Below are 19,046 nucleotides of genomic sequence, written 5' to 3'. Positions count from 1 at the left end.
AGTTTAATAAAATATTAGACTTTATCCGAGTTCAACGCCAAGTGCTTTAGATAGCTGCGAAGCTATATTAGGGGCTGTAGCTAAAATGGTTGTGCGTTTTTCGATGCCACCCATTTTTATAAAAGGTGATATTCTTGCATCAGCTTCTTCTAGAATAACAAGTGCAGCGGCAACATCCCAGATATATATTACTTTTTCTAAATAACCATCAGAACGCCCACAAGCTACATCAGCTAATGCAAGAGCTCCAGATCCTAATGATCGAGGCATAGAGCCAAGATTTAAAATAGCTGTTGTTTTCTCCTGCCACCATTCCAGAGGAACAAAAGGCGACCATCCAATTTCTACCATAGATTCGTCTAAGTTTTTGGTTTTGGCAGCGTATATTGGTTTGCCATTTAAAAAAGCGCCCTCCCCACGAATCGCAGTAAATATTTCTTTTAGAGCAGGGGCATTAATAATACCTGCTACAGGAAGATCGTTTTTCATAAGACCAAGAGAAATACACCAGCGATTACGACCGCGAGCATAATTGGAAGTCCCATCAATAGGATCTAAAACCCATCTATAAGTACCCTGGGCTTGCTCACCACGTTCTTCCCCGATAAAACCATCATCAGGGAAAAGTGTTGAAAGACGATTATAGACCATGAGTTCTACAGCACGGTCAGCTTCTGTGACGTAATCTTGACGCCCCTTTAATGTTGCTGAGGGTCCTCCTGGAGATGGACGCATGGATAAAGCAAGACTAGCAGCCTCTTCAATGATAGCCTTAGCGGCATAAAATCGAAGAGAAATCTCATTTTTTTCAAAAAATTCAGTTTTTTTCATGAATTTGCCACCATAATTATCAATCTGTTATGATCATTAATAGACTATAGGTAACGATAAAAGCATTTAGTGGCATTCTGGATTATTACATAAGGAAAGCTCGTTATGTCGTTTTACAAAGCTGATCACTGGCGTAGTGCCATTATCAATGCTCCTATGAAAGAAATTATCTCTCAATATGGCTTTGGGGGTTACCTTTATCGCTATTGCCTGAAAGTAGAGAAGGGTGTTCGTTTTCAGACCCTTTTGGTATATGGCAAGATGACAAATTATATGTATTTGTCAAAGCCTTGAATGAGCAGACATTTAAAAGTGGGATTTATGTTTTAATCTACGACTCAGCTTTTAATTTGCTCGAAACGCGTAGTGTTTTAGAAGAAAAATGGAACCTTGCCTATCCTTATGTATTTGAACATAAAGGCGAGATTTATATGCTGCCCGATGCACATGAATCAGGAAGGTTAACTCTTTATCGTGCACAGAATTTTCCCTATGAATGGGAAAAATTAGAAGGCTTTAATTTTCCCCTTAGTGTGATGAATGCCACTATTTTACACCATGCAGGTCGGTGGTGGATGTTCTGGTCACCTGCAATGTCAGTTAAGAAAAAACGTGACAGTCTTCATATAGCCATTGCCGAAGATTTATTAGGGCCATGGGCAGATATGGGATGTTTCTTAACTGATTTGGGTGGTGCCCTTCCTGGTGGATCTCCTATTATTGATGAAGATGCTCTTTTGCTTCCTGTAAGACAAAATAGACGCACAGAAGGTGGCGGACTGAGGTTTTTGCGTTTTGAAGGCTTTGGTAATACACGGCCTCTATTAATAGGAGGGCGGTCTTTAGGGTTACCTCCCAGTTTAGAGCCTGCTTATCCCGATGGTATGCATACTCTATCTGCGGCCGGGTCCGTGACGTTGGTCGATGTTAAAAAAGAAAGATATTCTTTGCGTAAAAGCGTCAATCTTTTCAAAAAGGCCTTAAAGCTTAGCTAAGAGTTTTTCAGCAAGTTGCAAATCTTCAACTTTATCAACATCTACAGCAGCTCGTCCGTCTGATAAGGTAATTAGTCGGACGGATGCTCCCGTTAAATGGTAAAGACGCTTCTCCAGTCCTTTAGAGCTCAAGCACCGAATTAGGGCTTTAAATAATGTCAAAAAACCAAGCGTAGATGCCATTTTAAAAGGATGTTTGCGGTTTTGCTGGAGTTTCTTCCATAAAGCAACTACAGCACTGGCTTTTTCAGACCTCATCCAGAACAGATTACACCCTGAAAATGAAAAATTAGAAAGAGGGATGTAAGTTCTTTTAGTCCCCGGTACGTCGCGTTTAATAACTTTTTCTGTGGCAATGCCGACAGTTAAGTCACCCTCAGATTTGGCGCTTTTATCAAGAAATTCTTTCACCCATTCTTTTTGTAATAAAGCATGATCAGCCGTCGTGATAAGGCATGGAAAGCCTACCTTAGTAAGTGCGTCTAACACGCTTTCACTAGGAGAGGGTTGAGATTTAATGATGTTAATTCGATTGCCCAGAAAATTTAAACATTCTGTATTTTCAATACTGACCCAAATTGGCCCTAGCTCATCAATCGTCTCAATTGTCTCTACAACACGCTCAATCATGGGTTTTCCACCCACATTTAACAAAGCTTTATGCGTGACATTTCCATGAAGAGCTAGAGGATCACGCTCACCTGAGCGTGACCCTGCAAGAATAATAACTGGAAGTTTCATGCTCTTTTAGACAGTTCATCTTTTTTGGGAGCACGTGCTGGATCGGGTTTATCACGAGGAGGAGAGCCCGTTTTTTTCATAACCCAAGGATACCGTTTGGCTTCTTCAATTGTGTAGCCAAGGTTAAAAACATAAGGGCTTTTGGGCCGTTCTTTGGCCTCGCGATAAAAAGTTTTGAAAAGTCTGTCAGGCAGGTAATTAGTGATGCCATAATTGCCATCTTCATCATGAAAATGGTGAAGGACATGAAGCTGCTTGATATAGACGACCCAATTCCAGCGCGGTTTGTATGCTAAATGCTGAATGCAGTGGAAGAATTCGTAAATACAGGTCATGACCAGAGCAGTCGAAAGAGCAGACCAGGCACCGCTCCATCCTCCAATTAACGCTCCTACAGGCATTGTAATAACTGCCATAGTGGGCACAGTATTAAATGGAGATCCAAAAAGCACTTCTAAAAGGTGGGGATCCTGATGGTGATCAAAATGAACTCTTTTCCACAAAGAGGCGGTCAAGGGATTGCGATAAAAAAGACGACCATGAAGCAGGTACTTATGGATGAGATACCAGGCTAAAGGATAAATCACCACAACAACAGGAATGGGTATGAGAGACAACCATATATTGCTTATATCTTTTAAGCTTAGGTAAGCTGTCAAAAGAATGAGAGCAAAATATAGTAAAATAGTCGGATAGGTAAGATAAGCCGCCCATAATTGAGTCAGGTTCATTTTGCCTAAATCATAGCTCCGACCTTTACGAAGCAAAGTGGTATTTTGTAAAAAAGTTTTTAGCGTGCTCATCTTTCCTCCAATCTTAAGATCCAGGCAAGACTGAATAGAGTGGCAATAACGGGACCGGCAGAAACTGCAATAAATATAGGGAGTGAACCTGCGTTGCCCAAGGCGGAGATCATACCTTGTAAAATAACAATCCCTAAACCTGCTGCCATAACATAAACTGGAAGAGGATTTCTTAGCCCGGCACGCGGGGGGATGTAGGTTACGGGAAAGGCAATTAAAAGCATTACAGCCATTTCAACGGGAAGAAAAATTGCTGAGAAAAAAGCCATCAAATAATTTGAAGGTGGCAAGCTACTGGGCGATTTATGCGTTATGGCACGCCAGATTTGCCCAGGTGTGTAATAGGCATCTTTAAGTGTCATATTCATAATCTGTTTTGGAGTGGCAAGCAGTGGTATTTTTCCTTCATAACTGACAACTTGTGCACTATTTTGCGATTGGTCAACAAAAGTTGATAATCCCTTTTCAGAAGCGACCCAAATACCATCTTGTCTTAAAAGCTGATGATAGTAAATTGTTTTAGATAAGATGCCGGTTTTTGGGTTGCGTTGATAAAATGTAACTTCTTTTAAAATTTCCCCGCCTTTTGTAATTTGTTCAACTCGTACAATGTTTTTTTGGTCTCTAAACCAAAGGTTTGGAATGTCATCTCCAGCTATATCAGTTACATTCCACCAGGTGTTAAGAGCCTGTTCACAGGGCGGGACGACCCAAAATTGAACTATAGTGGTTAAAATACCAACTATTATAGGAGCTGGTAAAAGATATTTGTACATTTCAAAAGTTGAAAGCCCAGAAGCGCGCATTACGGCTATTTCATTGGAAAGGGCCATTTGAAGTAACGTAAAAAGCGCGCCAATCATTACAGAAAGAGGCATTATTTCTGTAGCTAAAGCAGGTAAATGGTAAATAAGAAATTTTAAAATACCCTGAATACCTAAATGTCGCCCTAAAATATCTGAGGCTTCATCCAAAAGGGCAAGTACCTCAAGCAATGCTGTTAAAACGCCACAACATAGTAAAATGCGTCCCAAAAGCGGCTTAACAAACGCTTTAGTGAGTACATGGTGTTTATATAAAATCACGACGCAGCCTTATTCTGAGGTTGCTTTGATTTTCGCCATGTTAATTGCGAACGAGAGAGTAAAGCAACAACACAGCCCGTGCAAAAAATAAATTCAGGGACCCATAGAGCAAGCCAAACGGGAATTACACCCTCTGCTGCTAAACTATGACCAAAAAGTAATATCTCATCAAACCCCACTAATATAAGCGCTAAAATAATCTGACCAAGTGCGGAACGCCGCCTTTTTTGTCCTACAGCAAAGGCTGCTGAAATAAGCGGTAGGAATGGTATGGCAAGCGCACGCGTTAGCCTAAAATCAAGCTCAGAGCGTAGAGATAAGTGCGAGATTGTTTTATTTCCATTTCGAAGGTCATGAACAAGCTCAAACATCGTTAGTTCACGCTCATCACGCCCTCGAACACGAAAAGATTTTGTAGATTTAGCCCTATCAAGAACACGCGTAACATGGTCGAAATGGGTGATAGTGACAGGAGAATCAATAGTATTTGATTCTTTAATTGTCATAATTTGGCCGTTCCATAAATCAAGCTGGGTGGCCCGAACCTGCTCTGATATCGTTAAAATGCCCTTTGCTGCTGTAATAAGCTGGGTGCTGCCGTCATTTTTTACGTCTCGAATGAAAACATGATGGAGATATGATCCTCCATGATCTACAAAATCAGCAGTAAGCATTGCTTTTTTTGAGGTGGTAGCAAACATCTTTGTTTGTAGATGTGGCGCCCAGCCTGTATGGCGTGCGAAATAAAATCCCTGGCGGTAATCATATCGTGCCACGGGTTGTATGTATCCATAAAGGAAAACACTTAGAATTCCTAATACTACACCCACTTTTATATAGAGAGTCGTTACACGCAATAAAGGAACTTGTGCCGCAGCTAGTGCATCTATTTCATTGCCTTCACTCATTTTGTGAATAGTTAAAAAAACCGAGATACAAAGAGCGGCTGGTAATGCTAATCCCATATAATGAGGCAAAAGATCAGTGAGCAGGCTCACCAAAGTTGCCAGAGAACTTCCCGCGCTAGCAAGGTGGTTAAACAAAACCAAAAGACGCTCAAGCAATAACGCAATGAGCATTGTTGCTAAAGCTACCACAAATGGCGGTACAAGCTGCCTAAAGAGATAGCGATCGAGGGTGGGTAGGCGGTTCACTAACAAGACTCCTGAAAGCTGGAGGCAGTCTGATTATAAGTGTTCCATTGATGCTCCCAAAGAGAGTCCCCTTTTATATTTATACGCGTAAGTTTTAAATTCCAGCCATCAGGAATTTTGGTACATTCGATTTTATTCCAACTTGCTTCATGCAACTCATCTTCTCGTTTCATAGAGACAGAGCTAGTGCCAAGTAGGGGTACATTGCATCCTTCTACGTGTGTGAATGTCGCTTTATGGCTGTGCCCGTGTAAAACAAGCTCTGCACCTTTGCTCCTAAGAACTTCGGAAAATTCGTGGGTTTCTCGCAAAGACTTAGAATTGGACATAAGTTTAGAATGAGGAGGATGATGTATCATTACAATACGGCAATAGCCAGATTGTCCGAGATCCTCAAGTAAATAAGAGAGTTTTCTAATCTGGCTTTGGTCCAAACGGCCATATGCTTTAAAAAGAGGTGTCGGTACAGCCGAATTAAGGCCGATAATAGCTACATTTTTTATACAGCGCACGAAAGGAAATTGAGGGCCTGTCCATTTTGTCCATAGAGAGAGACTATTATCAAAATTTTCAGGCATCATGGCATCGTGATTACCTGGAACCAAAATTGGCTCAATAGGTAAGCTTTGAAGCCAGTTTGAACATGATAAAAATTCTTGTTTTGTACCAAAATTTGTGAGGTCACCGCTTATAAGAATTGAGTCTATATTTGCTTGCTTCTTAATATTTGCAATAATTTTCTGGGTGATTTCAAAAAGATGCTGTTTTTGTCGCTCGCCTTTCCATAGGGCAAGACTAAATAAACGTTTATTGAAAAAGGACCCTATGGGAATATTGGGCAAAGGGAGGTGAGGGTCGGAAATATGGGCAAAACGTACACTTGCCTCTTGCTTGGGTAACGGTAGTGAGGCGGATGAATCGGTAAGCATGGTACGGATCACTTAAAATATTTACTAAACCATAGACAGATCCTTTCTAGCTGTTATAGCAAGGTTATGATAGATCAAGTCACCTAGCTTTTATGGAGCAGGCAGGGTATGACTTCCCTTACTTTTTTGGATCCTTTTAAGAATAAAGACTTATCGCCACGTGAAGCCTGCTTTTATACATAATCCGAACAGTCGTAAAAATCGCATTGATGGCGAGCAGTTTCTTTCCAAAGCAAAAAACATCTTTGGAGATTTCTGTATTCGGTCTCATCACGATGAACATCTTGTTAGAGACATGCGTGCTCTTTATGAGCAGGGTGTGACGACAATTGTGATTAATGGCGGTGATGGCACTGTTAGTGGGTGTTTAACGGCGATTGAGTCCGTTTACCCCAAAGAAAATCTTCCTAATATTGCTGTTATCCCTTCGGGTAATACAAACTTAATTGCTGGTGATGTCGGGTTTGGAAAAAGAGGAACCGAGGCTCTTGATCGTCTCTTCAAACCGCAATCATTAGCTTATAAAAGGCGTTCACCTCTTCGTCTTTCCTGGCCAGGTGATGATCGTACGCCTGTATTAGGTATGTTTGGAGGCTGCACGGGATATGCTCGAGCCGTTCGTATTGCCCATTCTCCAACCGTATTAAAATTTGCCCCGCATGATTTGGCTGTTTTTTTGACTATTTTATCGAGTGTGGCGAGCTTATTTATAAAAAAATCTAGGCAAAAATGGCTTAATGGTAACAAATTGAGCTGGTCAGCCCAGACTTCAGAAGGATTGCTGACACATGATGATGCAAGTTTCCTTTTTCTGGCAACAGGCTTAGAAAAAATTTCTCATGGTATATGGCCTTTCTGGAGTCCCGGTGGAAACGCCAAGGGGTTTCATTTTTTAAATGTGTCATGCTTTCCTGCTAACCTGCCTTCGGCAATCTGTAATCTTTTGCGCGGTAAAGCGCCACAATGGTTAAGACAACATCCCGATTATATTAGTCAGATGACCACCTCGATGAGCATTGAAACTGATAGTGATTTCGTGTTGGATGGTGAGGTTTTTCATCCACCTTCTGATTCGAAATTGCTTTTAGAGCAGGGGCCTAGCTTCAGGTTTCTTCATGTCTAATTTGTTAAAAGAAATTTTAGTTAGCGAGCTTACGACTTCTGTAGCTGAGCCTGTAGCTCTTTTTGCTGAGGCCTTAGCTAATGAGCTGCCAAAATTGCCCATGGGGGTTCTTTTTTACGGCTCTCTTTTAAGAGATTCTGACCCAACAGGGATTTTGGATTTTTATATTATTACAGAATCAAGCGCGGATTTTTCAGGTTCCTCGCTTAATCAATATGCTAATAAAATCCTTCCTCCTAATGTTCGTTATGCAGAAACAACTCATCAGGGAAAAATATATAGGGCTAAAATTGCCACATTATCTTATGAACAATTTTTAGCACGTAGTTCTTTTTCAACAACTGATACCACCATTTGGGCACGTTTTTGCCAACCAGTCAGGCTCCTTTGGGTTCGTGATACCCATTCCGCAGATAAGATTTTAGAAGCCATTGAACGCTGCATTATTACGGCTTCATGCTGGGCAGCTTTGTTAGGGCCAGAGAGAGCCCCAGCAGAAATTTACTGGCATACCCTTTTTGCGCATACCTACAAAGCTGAGTTGCGTGTAGAAAAAAAAGGAAGAAGCCATAATATTTTACAAGGACAAGAGGCCCGCTTTGCTGAGTGCCTTTTAGCGGCCTGGAAGCAGGCGCATATTAGTGTCGAATTTCACAGCGCTGAGCTGCAACCTTATATTACTAAACGAAATCGGTTAAAGGCTAAAAAATCCTGGAATCGTATTGAGAGATTGGGGCGTCCTCTTAATGTAATGCGTCTGATAAAAGCGGCTTTTACATTTGAGAATGGTTTATCTTATATTTTATGGAAAATAGAACGTCATACGGGCAAGAAAATTATAGTTTCTGATTTTGAAAAAAAACACCCTATAATTTGTTTGCCTTTAATCATTTGGCGTCTCAGAAAATTGCGCTCACAAACATAATAATTTTTTGAATTTGCACAAAATTACGTAACGCCAGCGTTATTCATATAGTAACGCAATTGTAAAATAATGCGGCCTGAAACCTTAATAAAGATTCAGGCCGCATTATAAAAATATTTAAGCAAAAATCAGGATATAACGTTGAGCTTACGGGCTATATCTCCAAAAGCTTCTAATGCCTGTTCAATTTGTCCATAACTATGAGCTGCCATGACAGAGCAGCGGAGTAAAGGACGGTTGTCTGGTGTGGCAGGCGGAAGCGAGAGGTTGACGTAAACTCCTGCTTCCAAAAGCATATTCCAAAAAGTGATTGCTGTTGGAACATCTTCTAATGTAACGGCAACAACAGGAGAAACAGATTCACCCGTCGGTAAACCAAGCTCTTTAAACCCTGAGTGAAGCCTTGCAGCATTTAGCTGTAATTGCTGACGAAGGTGAGGGCGTGTGCGAATCTCATCTAGGGCAGAAAGTGTCGCAGCCATGATCTCGGGAGGTAAAGACGCTGTAAACATATAAGGGCGAGAGCAAAGTCGCATAAGATCAACTTCATCATAGTCAGTGACACAATAGCCACCAACAGTGCCCAATGATTTAGAGAAGGTTCCGACAATAAAATCTATGTCTTTTTCGCAGTTTTGCATTTCTGCAACGCCACGACCATTCTCGCCTAACACACCAAAAGAGTGAGCTTCATCAACCATAAGAGCTACATTATGGCGCTTTTTGATTTCGACAAACTCATTTAATGGTGCAACGTTGCCAGTCATTGAATAAATACCTTCAACGATAACAAGCTTGGCACCTGGTGTATCTTTAGCGCGGGTTAGACGACGGTCCAGATCAGCAGGGTCATTATGACGAAAGCGTATGATCTGAGCACCAGATAATTTGGCCCCATCATAAATGCTGGCATGACTATCAGCATCTAAAAAAAGTGTATCATCTTTATTTACTAATGCTGAAATTGTGCCAAGATTAGCCTGATAGCCGGTTGAAAAAACCATGGCATGACGACGTTGAAACACTTCAGCTAATTTTTGTTCAAGCTTTTGATGGAGTGAGAAAGTCCCGTTGGCTATCCGAGAGCCTGTTGTACCCACGCCCATTGTGCGCACAGTTTCAATAGCTGCTTCCTGCGCTTTGGTTGATTGGCTAAGCCCAAGATAGTTGTTAGTACCAAAGAGAAGGGTTTCTCGCCCTTCAATAAGTCCAACACTTGCGGAAAGAGGACGGTCAATGACAACACCGAAAGGGTTACGCGGGCTAAGCTTATTTAAGCTGTCATAAGCAGCTTTCAGGGCAGCGTGCTTCTCAAAAAGCTTGGTCATATTTATTGAGCCTTAATGTCATGCAGACAAGCAGCAAGATCATTAATCGTGCGAATATCAGCAAGTTTGTCTAGGGGAACTGAAACGTCAAGCGTGTCTTCAATTTCCATGACAAAGTTCATCACTGCTAGACTGTCAAAAGCAAGATCTTCTACGATACGGCTGTTCCCATTAATATCTCGTGGAACTTTAGGGTTAGCCAAAAGTTTTTGTGTAATCATCTCGGCAAGATCGGCTACGCTGTCTGTCATGTTTTTAAACCTTTTCGGTCTCAACTCATAATTTAGTTATTACGTATTATATTAGACCTAATTTTTCTATTTGCCAAAATCACCTGCAAGCAACATGGCCTTTGCTTTTGCACGGGTTAATTTGCCAGATGAAGTTTGAGGCAAAGTGCGTGGCGGAACTAAAATGACATTTACATCCACGCCATGAAGACGCCGGAAGAGGCTTGTTACGTCAGCTTTAAGCGCAGCACGTGTTTCTTCTTCACTTAGCCTGCATTGAATAAGAGCGACAACCTCCTCACCTTTATCGGCGTTATTAACTGAAAAAACAGCAACGTCACGTGAGCGAAGAGAATTTATTTCATGCTCGGCAGACCATTCGAGGTCTTGTGGCCAAATGTTACGACCATTAATGATAATTAAATCTTTGGCACGACCTGTAACAACGATTTGACCTTTAAGAGAATAACCAAGATCTCCGGTATTTAACCAACCATCATCGGCTAAAACAGATTTTGTCTCGTCTGGTCTGTTAAAATAACCGCACATGAGGCTTGGCCCATGTACAAAAATTGTCCCGACTGCTCTTTCGGGTAGGACTTTGCCTTCTGGTGAACGAACTTCAATTTTGTGACCAGGAAGTGCTTCACCGCAAAGTACAAAAGTACGAGATGTTTCTGTCTCAGCAGAAACTGGACGTGCTAAATTATTTTCCTCAAGATAACGTAAATCGATTGTGTCTGTTTCAATCCCTCTATTAAGAGGAGCAAAACTGATGGCGAGCGTAGTTTCAGCCATGCCATAACTTGCGACAAAAGCTCTTTTGTCAAACCCTTTATTACTAAAGGTTTTAGCAAATTCGGCTAGAATTTGTGGCCTTATCATATCGCCACCAATTCCAGCGACCCGCCATTTTGATAAATCAATATCTTCACGGGCACCGCGTTTTGCACATAGCTCGTACCCAAAAGAAGGACTATAGGCGAGGGTACCTTTATTGCGTGATATCAGTTCGAGCCATATATGAGGACGTCTTGCAAACTCACGCGTTGGAAGCAAATCAACACTAAGTTGGCATGTCATCGGGGTTAAGAAAAATCCGACAAGCCCCATATCATGATAAAGTGGTAGCCAGGACACACATCGGTCATCTTCTGTAGATTCTGAAGGAAAAACCTTTAAGCCGTCACGGGCTATGCCTGACACATTGGCCATTCCAGCCTTTTGTGTGACACTGACGCCCATTGGAAACCGTGTGCTTCCTGAGGAAAATTGTAGGTAAGAAAGATCCTCAGCTTTGATTGTTGGCAAAGCAATATCTGCATCTGGTAGGGCAAGAAGTTTTGCTGGAGAGCCACCAAAAATAAGCTTTAAATCAGCAAGTATCTCGTCTTGCCAGCTTCCAATGATATCTGGCACGATAACTGCTTTTGCCTGAGCAGATTCAATCATGCCACGCAGGGTTTGTATATAACCCTCTTTTCCGCCAAAAGCGACGGGGAGAGGAAGAGGGACGGGAACGAGGCCTGCATATTGGCAGCCAAAGAAAATTCGAGCAAAGTCCCCGTCACTTTCAGCGACTAAAGCAACTCTATCACCCGGCTTTAACCCTTGATTTAGAAGGCGCTTAGCCACAGAGAGCGCTTGGCTGCGAAGCAGACTGTACGGCAGCGCTTCCAGTAAAGTTCCTTTACCGGAGTAAATGTTAAAGCCTGTTTTACCCTGGGCAGCATAATCTAATGCTTCTGGAAAGCTTGAAAAATCCCCATAGCGCCGCACTAAACCTGACCGGCTTGGTGTTGCACAAAGAGGGCTAGTGGAAGTGTGCTTAGCCTCTGTCAAACCTTGACTAGCTCCAAATTGATCCACTCTAAAAGTGGACCTTATACTAAAATCTAATACGGCCTTTTACCCTCATGGGTAAAAAGCAAACAACCCTTCAAACGAAGAAAGTTCCATTTTCTGAAATGTCTCTAATACATAAACCCTCTCAAGCTCAAGGCAGATCAGAGGCTTTTCATTATATAAAGTAAGAAACTTTATGACTTGTCAGGATTTTTCAATCTTTTAAAAGATAATTTTTAAAATCTAAACATTGTCAAACACTATTATCCATGATTCTGAGTGTCCTTCTCACTATCGCGGACTATTATAAGTTAAAAAAGGTCTTTTGTGGAATATAATTTTGAATCTAATGCGGCACGGTTAACGATAGATCTTTCTGCGTTAAGACAAAATTATGTAAAACTGCGTTCTTTAGCCCATAATGCTGAATGTGGTGCGGTGCTAAAAGCCAATGCTTACGGGTTAGGCATTGAGCCAGTTGCAGAAACACTTAGTGGTTATGTTGATAGTTTTTTTGTCGCCTTACCAAAAGAAGGTGTACAGCTAAAAAAAATTACGCCTAAAGCACGCATTTTTGTTCTTAATGGTTTTTTGTTAGGTCAAGGAGACTATCTGGCAGAAGAGGGGCTTATTCCAGTTATTAATACGCTTAGCCAAGCGAAAGAGTGGCTTGAGATCTGTAGGCTGCGGAAAAAAGCATTTCCGGCTGCTTTACAGTTTGATACGGGCATGTCTCGTTTTGGTTTGTCAGAGCAAGATATTAAACAGGAAAAATGGCTGAAAGAATTACCTCTTATTGTTGTCATGAGTCATTTAGCTTGCGCTGATATTGCTGAGCATCCTGCAAATGAGGCGCAAAAAAAACTTTTTGACGAGTTGTCGTCCTATTTTCCTAAAATTCCACGGTCACTATCAGCCTCGTCAGGAATATTTTTAGGACAAGATTATCATTATGACCTAGTGCGTCCTGGTGCAGCGTTATATGGAATAGCACCGCAAAAAGGTTTTCAGCCTTTTTCTCAAGTTGTGACGCTAGAAGCACCGATTTGCCAAATTAGGCAAATTTCAAAAGGTGCTTCTGTTGGATATGGTCTTACTTGGCAGGCTCAGAAAGAGACAAAATTAGCGACGATAGGAATAGGTTATGCAGATGGGTTATTTAGATATTTAAGCTCAAAAGGATCTTTTTGGCTTCATAATAAGGCTTTGCCAATTATAGGCCGTGTTTCAATGGATAGTGTGACGGTTGATATTGGTCAATTAGAAACAGTCAAATTAGAAGAAGGGGATTATGTAGCAATTTTGGGGCCTAACCAAAACCTGGATCAATTAGCCGCTAGTGCTGATACAATTGGGTATGAGATTTTGACATCATTAGGCCATAGATTTGACCGTATATATAGAAACTAGCTATTTGAGCCCAAAGCCCAAAGCCCAAAGCCCAAAGCCCAAAGCTAAGGTTCAAAGCTAAGGTTCAAAGCTAAGGTTCAAAGCTAAGGTTCAAAGCTAAGGTTCAAAGCTAAGGTTCAAAGAATATGAGTTGGCATAATAAATATTATACGACTTTTAGTGATGGCTCTTTCTGCGATATTTTTTTAAAGAAATCATTAAAATTTCTTGCGAACAATTATTAGTTGCATTAAATATAAAGCATTCAAGTTTGTTTAAGGCAATCTAATGATCATTTGCTCATGCAATGGCTTGTCAGATCGTGATATCGAAACTGTCATTCACGATGGTGCCTCGAAGCTTGCTGAATTATATGCACGCAAGAAATGTCAGGTTAAGTGTGGCAACTGCCTTAAAAATGTGAAATGCCTTTTTAAGGAAGAATTACAAAAAAAGCGCACCATAATAAATGGTGCGCCTATTGAACTTTACGATAATCATGCTGTTAAACCCGCCTCGCCGTGTATCGTTCACGACAAAGAGCGGTAGTTTATTCTTGTTCGGTTGCCGGGGCTGAATTTTTTTGAATGTAACGTTCAATCCCAACTTGTTTAATAAGATCAAATTGACGGTCAATGAAGTCTTCGTGCTCTTCCTCATTTTTAAGGATGGTTAATAGAAGATCTCTTGAAACGTAATCTTGGACTTTTTCGCAATATGCGATTCCCTCTCTTAAATCTGCTATGGCCTTTTCTTCTAATTTTAGGTCACATTTAAGAATTTCTTCGACAGATTGCCCAATCAAAATTGAGTTTAAACGTTGAACGTTTGGTAAGCCACCAAGAAATAAAATACGTTCAATTAACCAATCAGCATGTTTCATTTCCTCAATAGATTCGGCATATTCTTTTTTCCCAAGCAGAGTCACACCCCAATGTTGCAAGGTGCGAGCATGAAGGAAATATTGATTGATAGCCGTAAGCTCATTTGTTAGCTGAGTGTTAAGATATTCAATAACTTTTGGGTCTCTAATGGCCATAATACCCTCTCATAGCGTCAAGACAAGAATTTCAAAATAAGGAGCTAATTTTTATTATAGTTAAAACATCAATTGTTATTTGTCCATAAAAATAATAAAAAATACATTACATCTTACTAGTTAAGAATAATTATCATAATTACTATCAATTGAGAATAATGGAATTTATATTTTTAATTACTTGTTAATATTTCTGTTTCCTTGGACTAAAACTTATTTTTGAGACGAAAGATAAGAGATTGTGACTCAAACTTTTGAAAATTTGCCTGATCCAGAAGAAACTACATTGCCTCAAGCTACAGTTTTATGGGGTCATCCAAAAGGTTTGTGGGTTATTGTTGCTGCTGAAGCATGGGTAGCTTTTTCTCTTTATGGAATGCTGGCTCTTCTTGTCATTTACATGCAAGATTATATTCTTAAGCCAGAACATTTAGAACATGTATGGGGCATAAATCCCCTCCTTACATTAATTAAATATCTTTATAATCCTATAGGCCTCCCTGCTCTTGCAGCTAGTATTATGGGGCTGTTTATGGCTGCCGTTTCGGCTTTACCTCTTCTTGGTGGCTGGCTTGCTGATCGTTTTATAGGTCGAACACGCATCATAATTATTGGTGCCGTTCTTATGACTTTTGGCCATGGACTCATGAGCTTTGAAAGTAGCTTTGTTTTTGCTCTTTTATGTCTTTTAATAGGCAGTAGCTGTAGCAGCACTATGAAAGCACAGGTCGGTGCCCTTTATGCGCAAGATGATAAAAGGCGCGCTGATGCTTATCAGCTTTATTCTTTGGGCGTGCAAATTGCAGTTATTATCTCTCCCATTCTTTGCGCATTTTTAGGGAAAATAGCATGGCATTGGGGGTTTTTAGCTGCTGGCATAGGGATGGCTGCGGGATTGATATGCTATTTAATGGGGCGAAAATGGTTGCCACCAGAAACGAAAAAACAGCATAAAAAAGAGGTTATTATTTTATCAGCGATAGAAAAAAAACGCGTATTTTTACTCATAATGCTCGTTTTTGTTTTTGCTATCGGAGCCATTCCCAATGAAGAAATATTTGACGGATATCTTCTTTGGGGAAAAGAGCATTATCAGCTGACTTTTTGGGGCTATGACTTTCCTGTAAGTACTTTATTGTCACTTGACGGGCTTATAAGTTCAGCAACTGCCATTTTTGTCTTATGGTTCTGGCGTTTTTTCGAGAAAAAACATAATCCGGTAGCCGAAATTTGGAAGGTTTTTTGGGGAAGTTTGATTGCTAGTTTGGGCCCGCTTTGCCTTGTGTTAGCTCAATTTTTCTACCCCGCCCCTCATACCATTAGCCTTTGGTGGGGTGTAGTTTTTCATACAATTAACGATATTGGTTTTTCAATGGTATTTTCTATCGGGCTCGCTTTATTTTCTCGCGTTGCTCCGGTGAGCTTAAATACCCTACTTGTGTCATTTTTTACGCTTCACCTTACCTTTTCCAATCTTATGGTAGGAAAATTAGCGTCGCAAGTTGCTGTCATGCCAGGGATTTTATTTTGGTTTATACACGCCATGGCAGCGTTATGCGCAACGCTAATATTTTTGTTTTGTGCTCTTTATTTCAAAAAGCTTTTAATTCCCAAAAATGTTTCTTAGCACAGGCTATTAAGCCGCTTCTATGGCCTGGCCATTATCTGTGACAAGCACTTTGGGAGTGAGTTTCCCTTCCAAACGCATATCATCACGTTTGATGACTTGTCGTTTAACAATGGGATAATCGTTCATTAATTGTTCAAAATCAGCTCTTGGAATAGCCAAAAGGTGAGAAAATTGCAGAGAATGAACAGAAGCAACGGCTCTGTCACCGCGCAATAAACTTGCAGCTCCAACAAGGTCCCCGCCCCTAAGCGTATATCACGACCCTCATAATGAAACTCCATCATGCCAGCCACCTGTGCATAAATAGTCGTGACACGCTGCTTGTCTTTTAATAGCAATTCCCCAGGAGAAAGAAAATTGATAGAAACTTTGTCAGCAAGCTTGTGAAGAGCGGCATCAGGGACGCCATTAAAAGCTGGAAATGCTCTTAAACGCTGCTCAATACCACTACGTAAATTAAAGCGTAAAGGTGTTTGTAAACGGGCTTTATGTTGCTCAATGGACTTATGCAATTCACGTAATAATTCGTCAGAGATTAAATTTTCACGAGAAAGGGTATTATATTCATCATCTTCAAAACGCAGAGCAACCTGACGTAAAATACGACTTTCAAGAGCTTCTGAATAACCAGAATAATGCAATCTTAAGGCTTCAAGCGCATCGTCAATTAATTTTCCCTGTCTTCCTAAAACTTCAGACACAATTTCGGTAATACGAAGCCCAAGAATAGGTTCCATACGTTCATGTACAAAGCGTATTAATGACGTTGACACCAAGTGAGCAATGATAAGCATTTCGAAACGTTCCATCATGCAGTACATGAGAGGACGATCAATATGAAAATGCTGATGTAAAAATTGTGCTATCTGAAAGCGATATGAAGGAGGTAAGCGTTTTTTACGAGCTCTTACATAGCCATAACGTCCTTCCAGGCGAGCCCCGTCAATCATGGCTTCAGCAGTGCGGAGTAATGTTTCCATTACCCGACGGCTTGAAAGGCCCTGTACTCTAAAAAGATCGAGTAATATGGTTCGTTCTTGGTTAGCAATGGTAATGAGCGCAACAGTAACCCTGTTACGGTCACTTAAAGCTGTTTCAAATTCATTAGCAGCTTTTTCTTTTTCTGCTCTGCGTTCTAACTGACCAATAACGCCATTACGAGTACGCTTGCTAAAACCAAGTTCGTTAGAAACTTCCTCAACTCTTTTTGCAACATGACCCAAGCCAATACCAATAATCTGGTGGCGCATAGCCTCATCAACTGGTGAAAGGCGGTCAAGTTTCAAAAAGATTACAAGCCACCGCAATGTTGTGCCGTTTACCAATAAGGTGATCAGCACGTAGCCAGTTGCAATAATCCCAATAAAATGGGTGATCGGAGAATTAATATTAGGGTTTTCAGTAACAGCCAGTGCAAGAGCCAGGGTAATAGCCCCTCTTAAGCCACCCCAAACCATAGTAGTTTTAAACCGTGTTGGAACTGGTGGAGAAAGGCGCGTAAAGCTAAGTACTGGCAAAAGACCAAAAATAACGGCAGCCCGAGCAAAAATAGCCGCGAACGTAACTATGAGAATTAATATTACGTCCCATTTTGTTATCCCAAACATGAGCTTAGGGACAAGCATGGTCGATAAAATAAAGACCAGAGAGCTAGCCCAAAATACTAACTGCTCCCATAATTCTTTAATAAAGTTCCAGATTTGCGGTCTAAAGGTTGAAGGACCATAAGCAGAGACGGTCAAGCCTGCTGTGGCTGTTGCGACGACGCCAGAAAATCCAAACATATCATCGCACAAAATATAAACGGCATAAGGAAGAACAATGGTGAGCGTGGCCTCGGCTGCAGGAAAACCGTTTATGGCTGATATAACTAATAAGGTAAGACGAGCTACAGCAACGCCAACAATCATAGCGCCCACAAATTCACTAAAGAAATCTATAATAGCTTCTTCAAATTGTATCTGATGATGTGCTGAAACAGCTGTTACTAAAATAGAAAAAATAGCAATGGCCGCCGCATCGTTAAGAAGCGCCTCACCCTCAACCAAACGATTTAACCGCGAAGCTGCGCCAATTTCTCTAAAAATACCTGCTACAGCAGATGGGTCAGTTGTCGCAACAATTGCACCTAATAAAAGGCAGACCGTAAGTGATTGCTGAGCGAAAGGATAAAGTGCCAAGCCAATTGTCGCAGTTGACACAACTACAGCAACAACGGCCAAAAGCAGCACGGTTGCTGTTTCATGGGCTAAGCTCCTTACATCAATATTCATGGCTCCCTGAAAAACCAGAATAGGCAAGAAAATAAGGAGAAACCCTTCACTATTAATAGGGAATGAGATGAGAGTTTCTGCGGCCCCCTCAAATAGGTCTAGTCCCATTGAGTTAACCACAATTGAGGCTACAGCACCTAAAATAATGCCCACAATTGCAATAAGCACCGTGTCGGGCATATGAATTTTTTTTGCAAGAGGCTGAATGAAGCTTACCAATAAAAGCAGGAATGCAAGCGTAAGAATGATAGCTGCCAGTCCTGTTTCCATTATGTGCTCTCTTTCGCAGTTTTTTTTAATTCAATTACATCAGCCTTATAACACATTTTATCGTTTATAAGACGTTAGAAAATGATAATTTTAGTTCATTTTCTCTATAATAGTCTAAAAGTCGCACAAGATATAATATGAAGTCCTATGCTACTCTTATGGTTTGGCAACAATGCAATAAGCCAGTTGCTAACAGCTCTGTGTTAACATGTTCTTTCCAGTTCACAGAAAAAATCTTTTCTGACAAAAATTAGTTTATTTTATGCGACCAAACCATCCAGCAAGCCTTAACATTTAGTCACAGCAATTTTGACATTTATGCTAAAAAAATCAAGTACTTTTTGCTCTTACTAACCTTTGTTATGAATGAATAATTCTAATATGTGATGAGCTATCAAAAATTTTTCATTGAGGCTAGATACAACTTTTAAAGATGGAAAAGATTTAACGTTTCTT

17 protein-coding genes and 1 pseudogene are annotated in these 19,046 nt (G+C 40.8%); 7 read left to right on the top strand and 11 right to left on the bottom strand.

The window, feature by feature from the left end; genetic code table 11:
• Positions 1-21: 21 nt before the first annotated feature.
• Complete coding sequence (locus GT348_RS04340; RefSeq protein WP_160618673.1) at positions 22-831, bottom strand: inositol monophosphatase family protein; 810 nt, start codon at positions 829-831, stop codon at positions 22-24.
• Between the two features lie 105 nt (positions 832-936).
• Here GT348_RS04340 and GT348_RS04335 point away from each other — a divergent pair, with 105 nt between their 5' ends.
• Positions 937-1,125 carry a hypothetical protein gene (locus GT348_RS04335; protein WP_160618672.1) on the top strand — a complete coding sequence of 63 codons (189 nt, stop codon included), beginning with the start codon at positions 937-939 and terminating at the stop codon, positions 1,123-1,125.
• Entirely contained in the window at positions 1,038-1,826 is a 789-nt protein-coding gene (locus tag GT348_RS04330; RefSeq protein ID WP_456304171.1) for a glucosamine inositolphosphorylceramide transferase family protein, read from the top strand. The genes GT348_RS04335 and GT348_RS04330 overlap by 88 nt, the downstream gene beginning before the upstream one ends.
• Here the strand turns inward: GT348_RS04330 and GT348_RS04325 are convergent.
• The 5 genes from GT348_RS04325 to GT348_RS04305 are packed head-to-tail and all read right to left on the bottom strand — an operon-like array spanning position 1,812 to position 6,538.
• Positions 1,812-2,567, bottom strand: a complete 756-nt coding sequence (locus GT348_RS04325; RefSeq protein ID WP_160618670.1) for a nucleotidyltransferase family protein — start codon at positions 2,565-2,567, stop codon at positions 1,812-1,814. The two genes, GT348_RS04330 and GT348_RS04325, sit on opposite strands and share 15 nt — an antisense overlap.
• Positions 2,564-3,370, bottom strand: a complete 807-nt coding sequence (locus GT348_RS04320) for a sterol desaturase family protein (protein ID WP_160618669.1) — start codon at positions 3,368-3,370, stop codon at positions 2,564-2,566. The genes GT348_RS04325 and GT348_RS04320 overlap by 4 nt, the downstream gene beginning before the upstream one ends.
• Complete coding sequence (locus GT348_RS04315) at positions 3,367-4,455, bottom strand: LptF/LptG family permease (protein ID WP_160618668.1); 1,089 nt, start codon at positions 4,453-4,455, stop codon at positions 3,367-3,369. The genes GT348_RS04320 and GT348_RS04315 overlap by 4 nt, the downstream gene beginning before the upstream one ends.
• Complete coding sequence (locus GT348_RS04310; protein ID WP_160618667.1) at positions 4,452-5,609, bottom strand: LptF/LptG family permease; 1,158 nt, start codon at positions 5,607-5,609, stop codon at positions 4,452-4,454. Before GT348_RS04310 ends, GT348_RS04315 begins: the two co-directional genes overlap by 4 nt.
• Entirely contained in the window at positions 5,609-6,538 is a 930-nt protein-coding gene (locus GT348_RS04305; RefSeq protein ID WP_160618666.1) for a metallophosphoesterase family protein, read from the bottom strand. Before GT348_RS04305 ends, GT348_RS04310 begins: the two co-directional genes overlap by 1 nt.
• A gap of 160 nt (positions 6,539-6,698) precedes the next feature.
• Between GT348_RS04305 and GT348_RS04300 the strand changes: the two genes are divergently transcribed.
• Positions 6,699-7,661, top strand: coding sequence for a diacylglycerol/lipid kinase family protein (locus tag GT348_RS04300; protein WP_160618665.1), 963 nt, complete (start codon positions 6,699-6,701; stop codon positions 7,659-7,661).
• Positions 7,654-8,586, top strand: a complete 933-nt coding sequence (locus GT348_RS04295) for a hypothetical protein (protein WP_160618664.1) — start codon at positions 7,654-7,656, stop codon at positions 8,584-8,586. The genes GT348_RS04300 and GT348_RS04295 overlap by 8 nt, the downstream gene beginning before the upstream one ends.
• A 128-nt stretch (positions 8,587-8,714) precedes the next feature.
• On the opposite strand, the gene spt is transcribed toward GT348_RS04295, so the two are convergent.
• The 3 genes from spt to GT348_RS04280 form a co-directional block, all read right to left on the bottom strand.
• Positions 8,715-9,914: a serine palmitoyltransferase gene (gene spt, locus GT348_RS04290; RefSeq protein ID WP_160618663.1), complete on the bottom strand. Its 1,200-nt coding sequence runs from the start codon at positions 9,912-9,914 to the stop codon at positions 8,715-8,717.
• 2 nt (positions 9,915-9,916) lie between these two features.
• Positions 9,917-10,165 carry an acyl carrier protein gene (locus tag GT348_RS04285; protein ID WP_160618662.1) on the bottom strand — a complete coding sequence of 83 codons (249 nt, stop codon included), beginning with the start codon at positions 10,163-10,165 and terminating at the stop codon, positions 9,917-9,919.
• A gap of 66 nt (positions 10,166-10,231) precedes the next feature.
• The gene (locus GT348_RS04280; protein ID WP_160619440.1) at positions 10,232-11,986 is read right to left on the bottom strand and encodes a fatty acyl-AMP ligase; all 1,755 of its coding nucleotides are present in this window, start codon (positions 11,984-11,986) and stop codon (positions 10,232-10,234) included.
• 330 nt (positions 11,987-12,316) lie between these two features.
• Between GT348_RS04280 and alr the strand changes: the two genes are divergently transcribed.
• Both alr and GT348_RS04270 read left to right on the top strand, forming a co-directional pair.
• Complete coding sequence (alr, locus tag GT348_RS04275; protein WP_160618661.1) at positions 12,317-13,399, top strand: alanine racemase; 1,083 nt, start codon at positions 12,317-12,319, stop codon at positions 13,397-13,399.
• Between the two features lie 267 nt (positions 13,400-13,666).
• Positions 13,667-13,927 (top strand): (2Fe-2S)-binding protein, encoded by a 261-nt coding sequence (locus GT348_RS04270; protein WP_160618660.1) that lies wholly within the window; start codon positions 13,667-13,669, stop codon positions 13,925-13,927.
• Between the two features lies 1 nt (position 13,928).
• Here the strand turns inward: GT348_RS04270 and bfr are convergent, their stop codons facing one another.
• Positions 13,929-14,417, bottom strand: coding sequence for a bacterioferritin (gene bfr / locus GT348_RS04265; RefSeq protein WP_160618659.1), 489 nt, complete (start codon positions 14,415-14,417; stop codon positions 13,929-13,931).
• 241 nt (positions 14,418-14,658) lie between these two features.
• Between bfr and GT348_RS04260 the strand changes: the two genes are divergently transcribed.
• Entirely contained in the window at positions 14,659-16,044 is a 1,386-nt protein-coding gene (locus tag GT348_RS04260) for a peptide MFS transporter (RefSeq protein ID WP_236646581.1), read from the top strand.
• A gap of 9 nt (positions 16,045-16,053) precedes the next feature.
• Here the strand turns inward: GT348_RS04260 and GT348_RS04255 are convergent.
• Positions 16,054-18,593 (bottom strand): annotated as a pseudogene (locus GT348_RS04255) (cation:proton antiporter).
• Positions 18,594-19,046: the final 453 nt, after the last annotated feature.

This window comes from Aristophania vespae (genome assembly GCF_009906835.1).
In the GTDB taxonomy this organism is placed as follows: domain Bacteria; phylum Pseudomonadota; class Alphaproteobacteria; order Acetobacterales; family Acetobacteraceae; genus Aristophania; species Aristophania vespae.
The sequence above is the reverse complement of the archived record's forward strand: the minus strand, read 5'-3'. Positions and strand labels throughout refer to the sequence as shown.

What these genes read in the sequence shown, in the direction of transcription:
- GT348_RS04320 (WP_160618669.1), bottom strand. Translation starts at nt 3,370, where the DNA reads ATGAGCACGCTAAAAACTTTTTTACAAAATACCACTTTGCTTCGTAAA.
- spt (WP_160618663.1), bottom strand. Translation starts at nt 9,914, where the DNA reads ATGACCAAGCTTTTTGAGAAGCACGCTGCCCTGAAAGCTGCTTATGAC.
- GT348_RS04340 (WP_160618673.1), bottom strand. Translation starts at nt 831, where the DNA reads ATGAAAAAAACTGAATTTTTTGAAAAAAATGAGATTTCTCTTCGATTT.
- GT348_RS04305 (WP_160618666.1), bottom strand. Translation starts at nt 6,538, where the DNA reads ATGCTTACCGATTCATCCGCCTCACTACCGTTACCCAAGCAAGAGGCA.
- GT348_RS04270 (WP_160618660.1), top strand. Translation starts at nt 13,667, where the DNA reads ATGATCATTTGCTCATGCAATGGCTTGTCAGATCGTGATATCGAAACT.
- GT348_RS04335 (WP_160618672.1), top strand. Translation starts at nt 937, where the DNA reads ATGTCGTTTTACAAAGCTGATCACTGGCGTAGTGCCATTATCAATGCT.
- GT348_RS04295 (WP_160618664.1), top strand. Translation starts at nt 7,654, where the DNA reads ATGTCTAATTTGTTAAAAGAAATTTTAGTTAGCGAGCTTACGACTTCT.
- bfr (WP_160618659.1), bottom strand. Translation starts at nt 14,417, where the DNA reads ATGGCCATTAGAGACCCAAAAGTTATTGAATATCTTAACACTCAGCTA.
- GT348_RS04285 (WP_160618662.1), bottom strand. Translation starts at nt 10,165, where the DNA reads ATGACAGACAGCGTAGCCGATCTTGCCGAGATGATTACACAAAAACTT.
- GT348_RS04325 (WP_160618670.1), bottom strand. Translation starts at nt 2,567, where the DNA reads ATGAAACTTCCAGTTATTATTCTTGCAGGGTCACGCTCAGGTGAGCGT.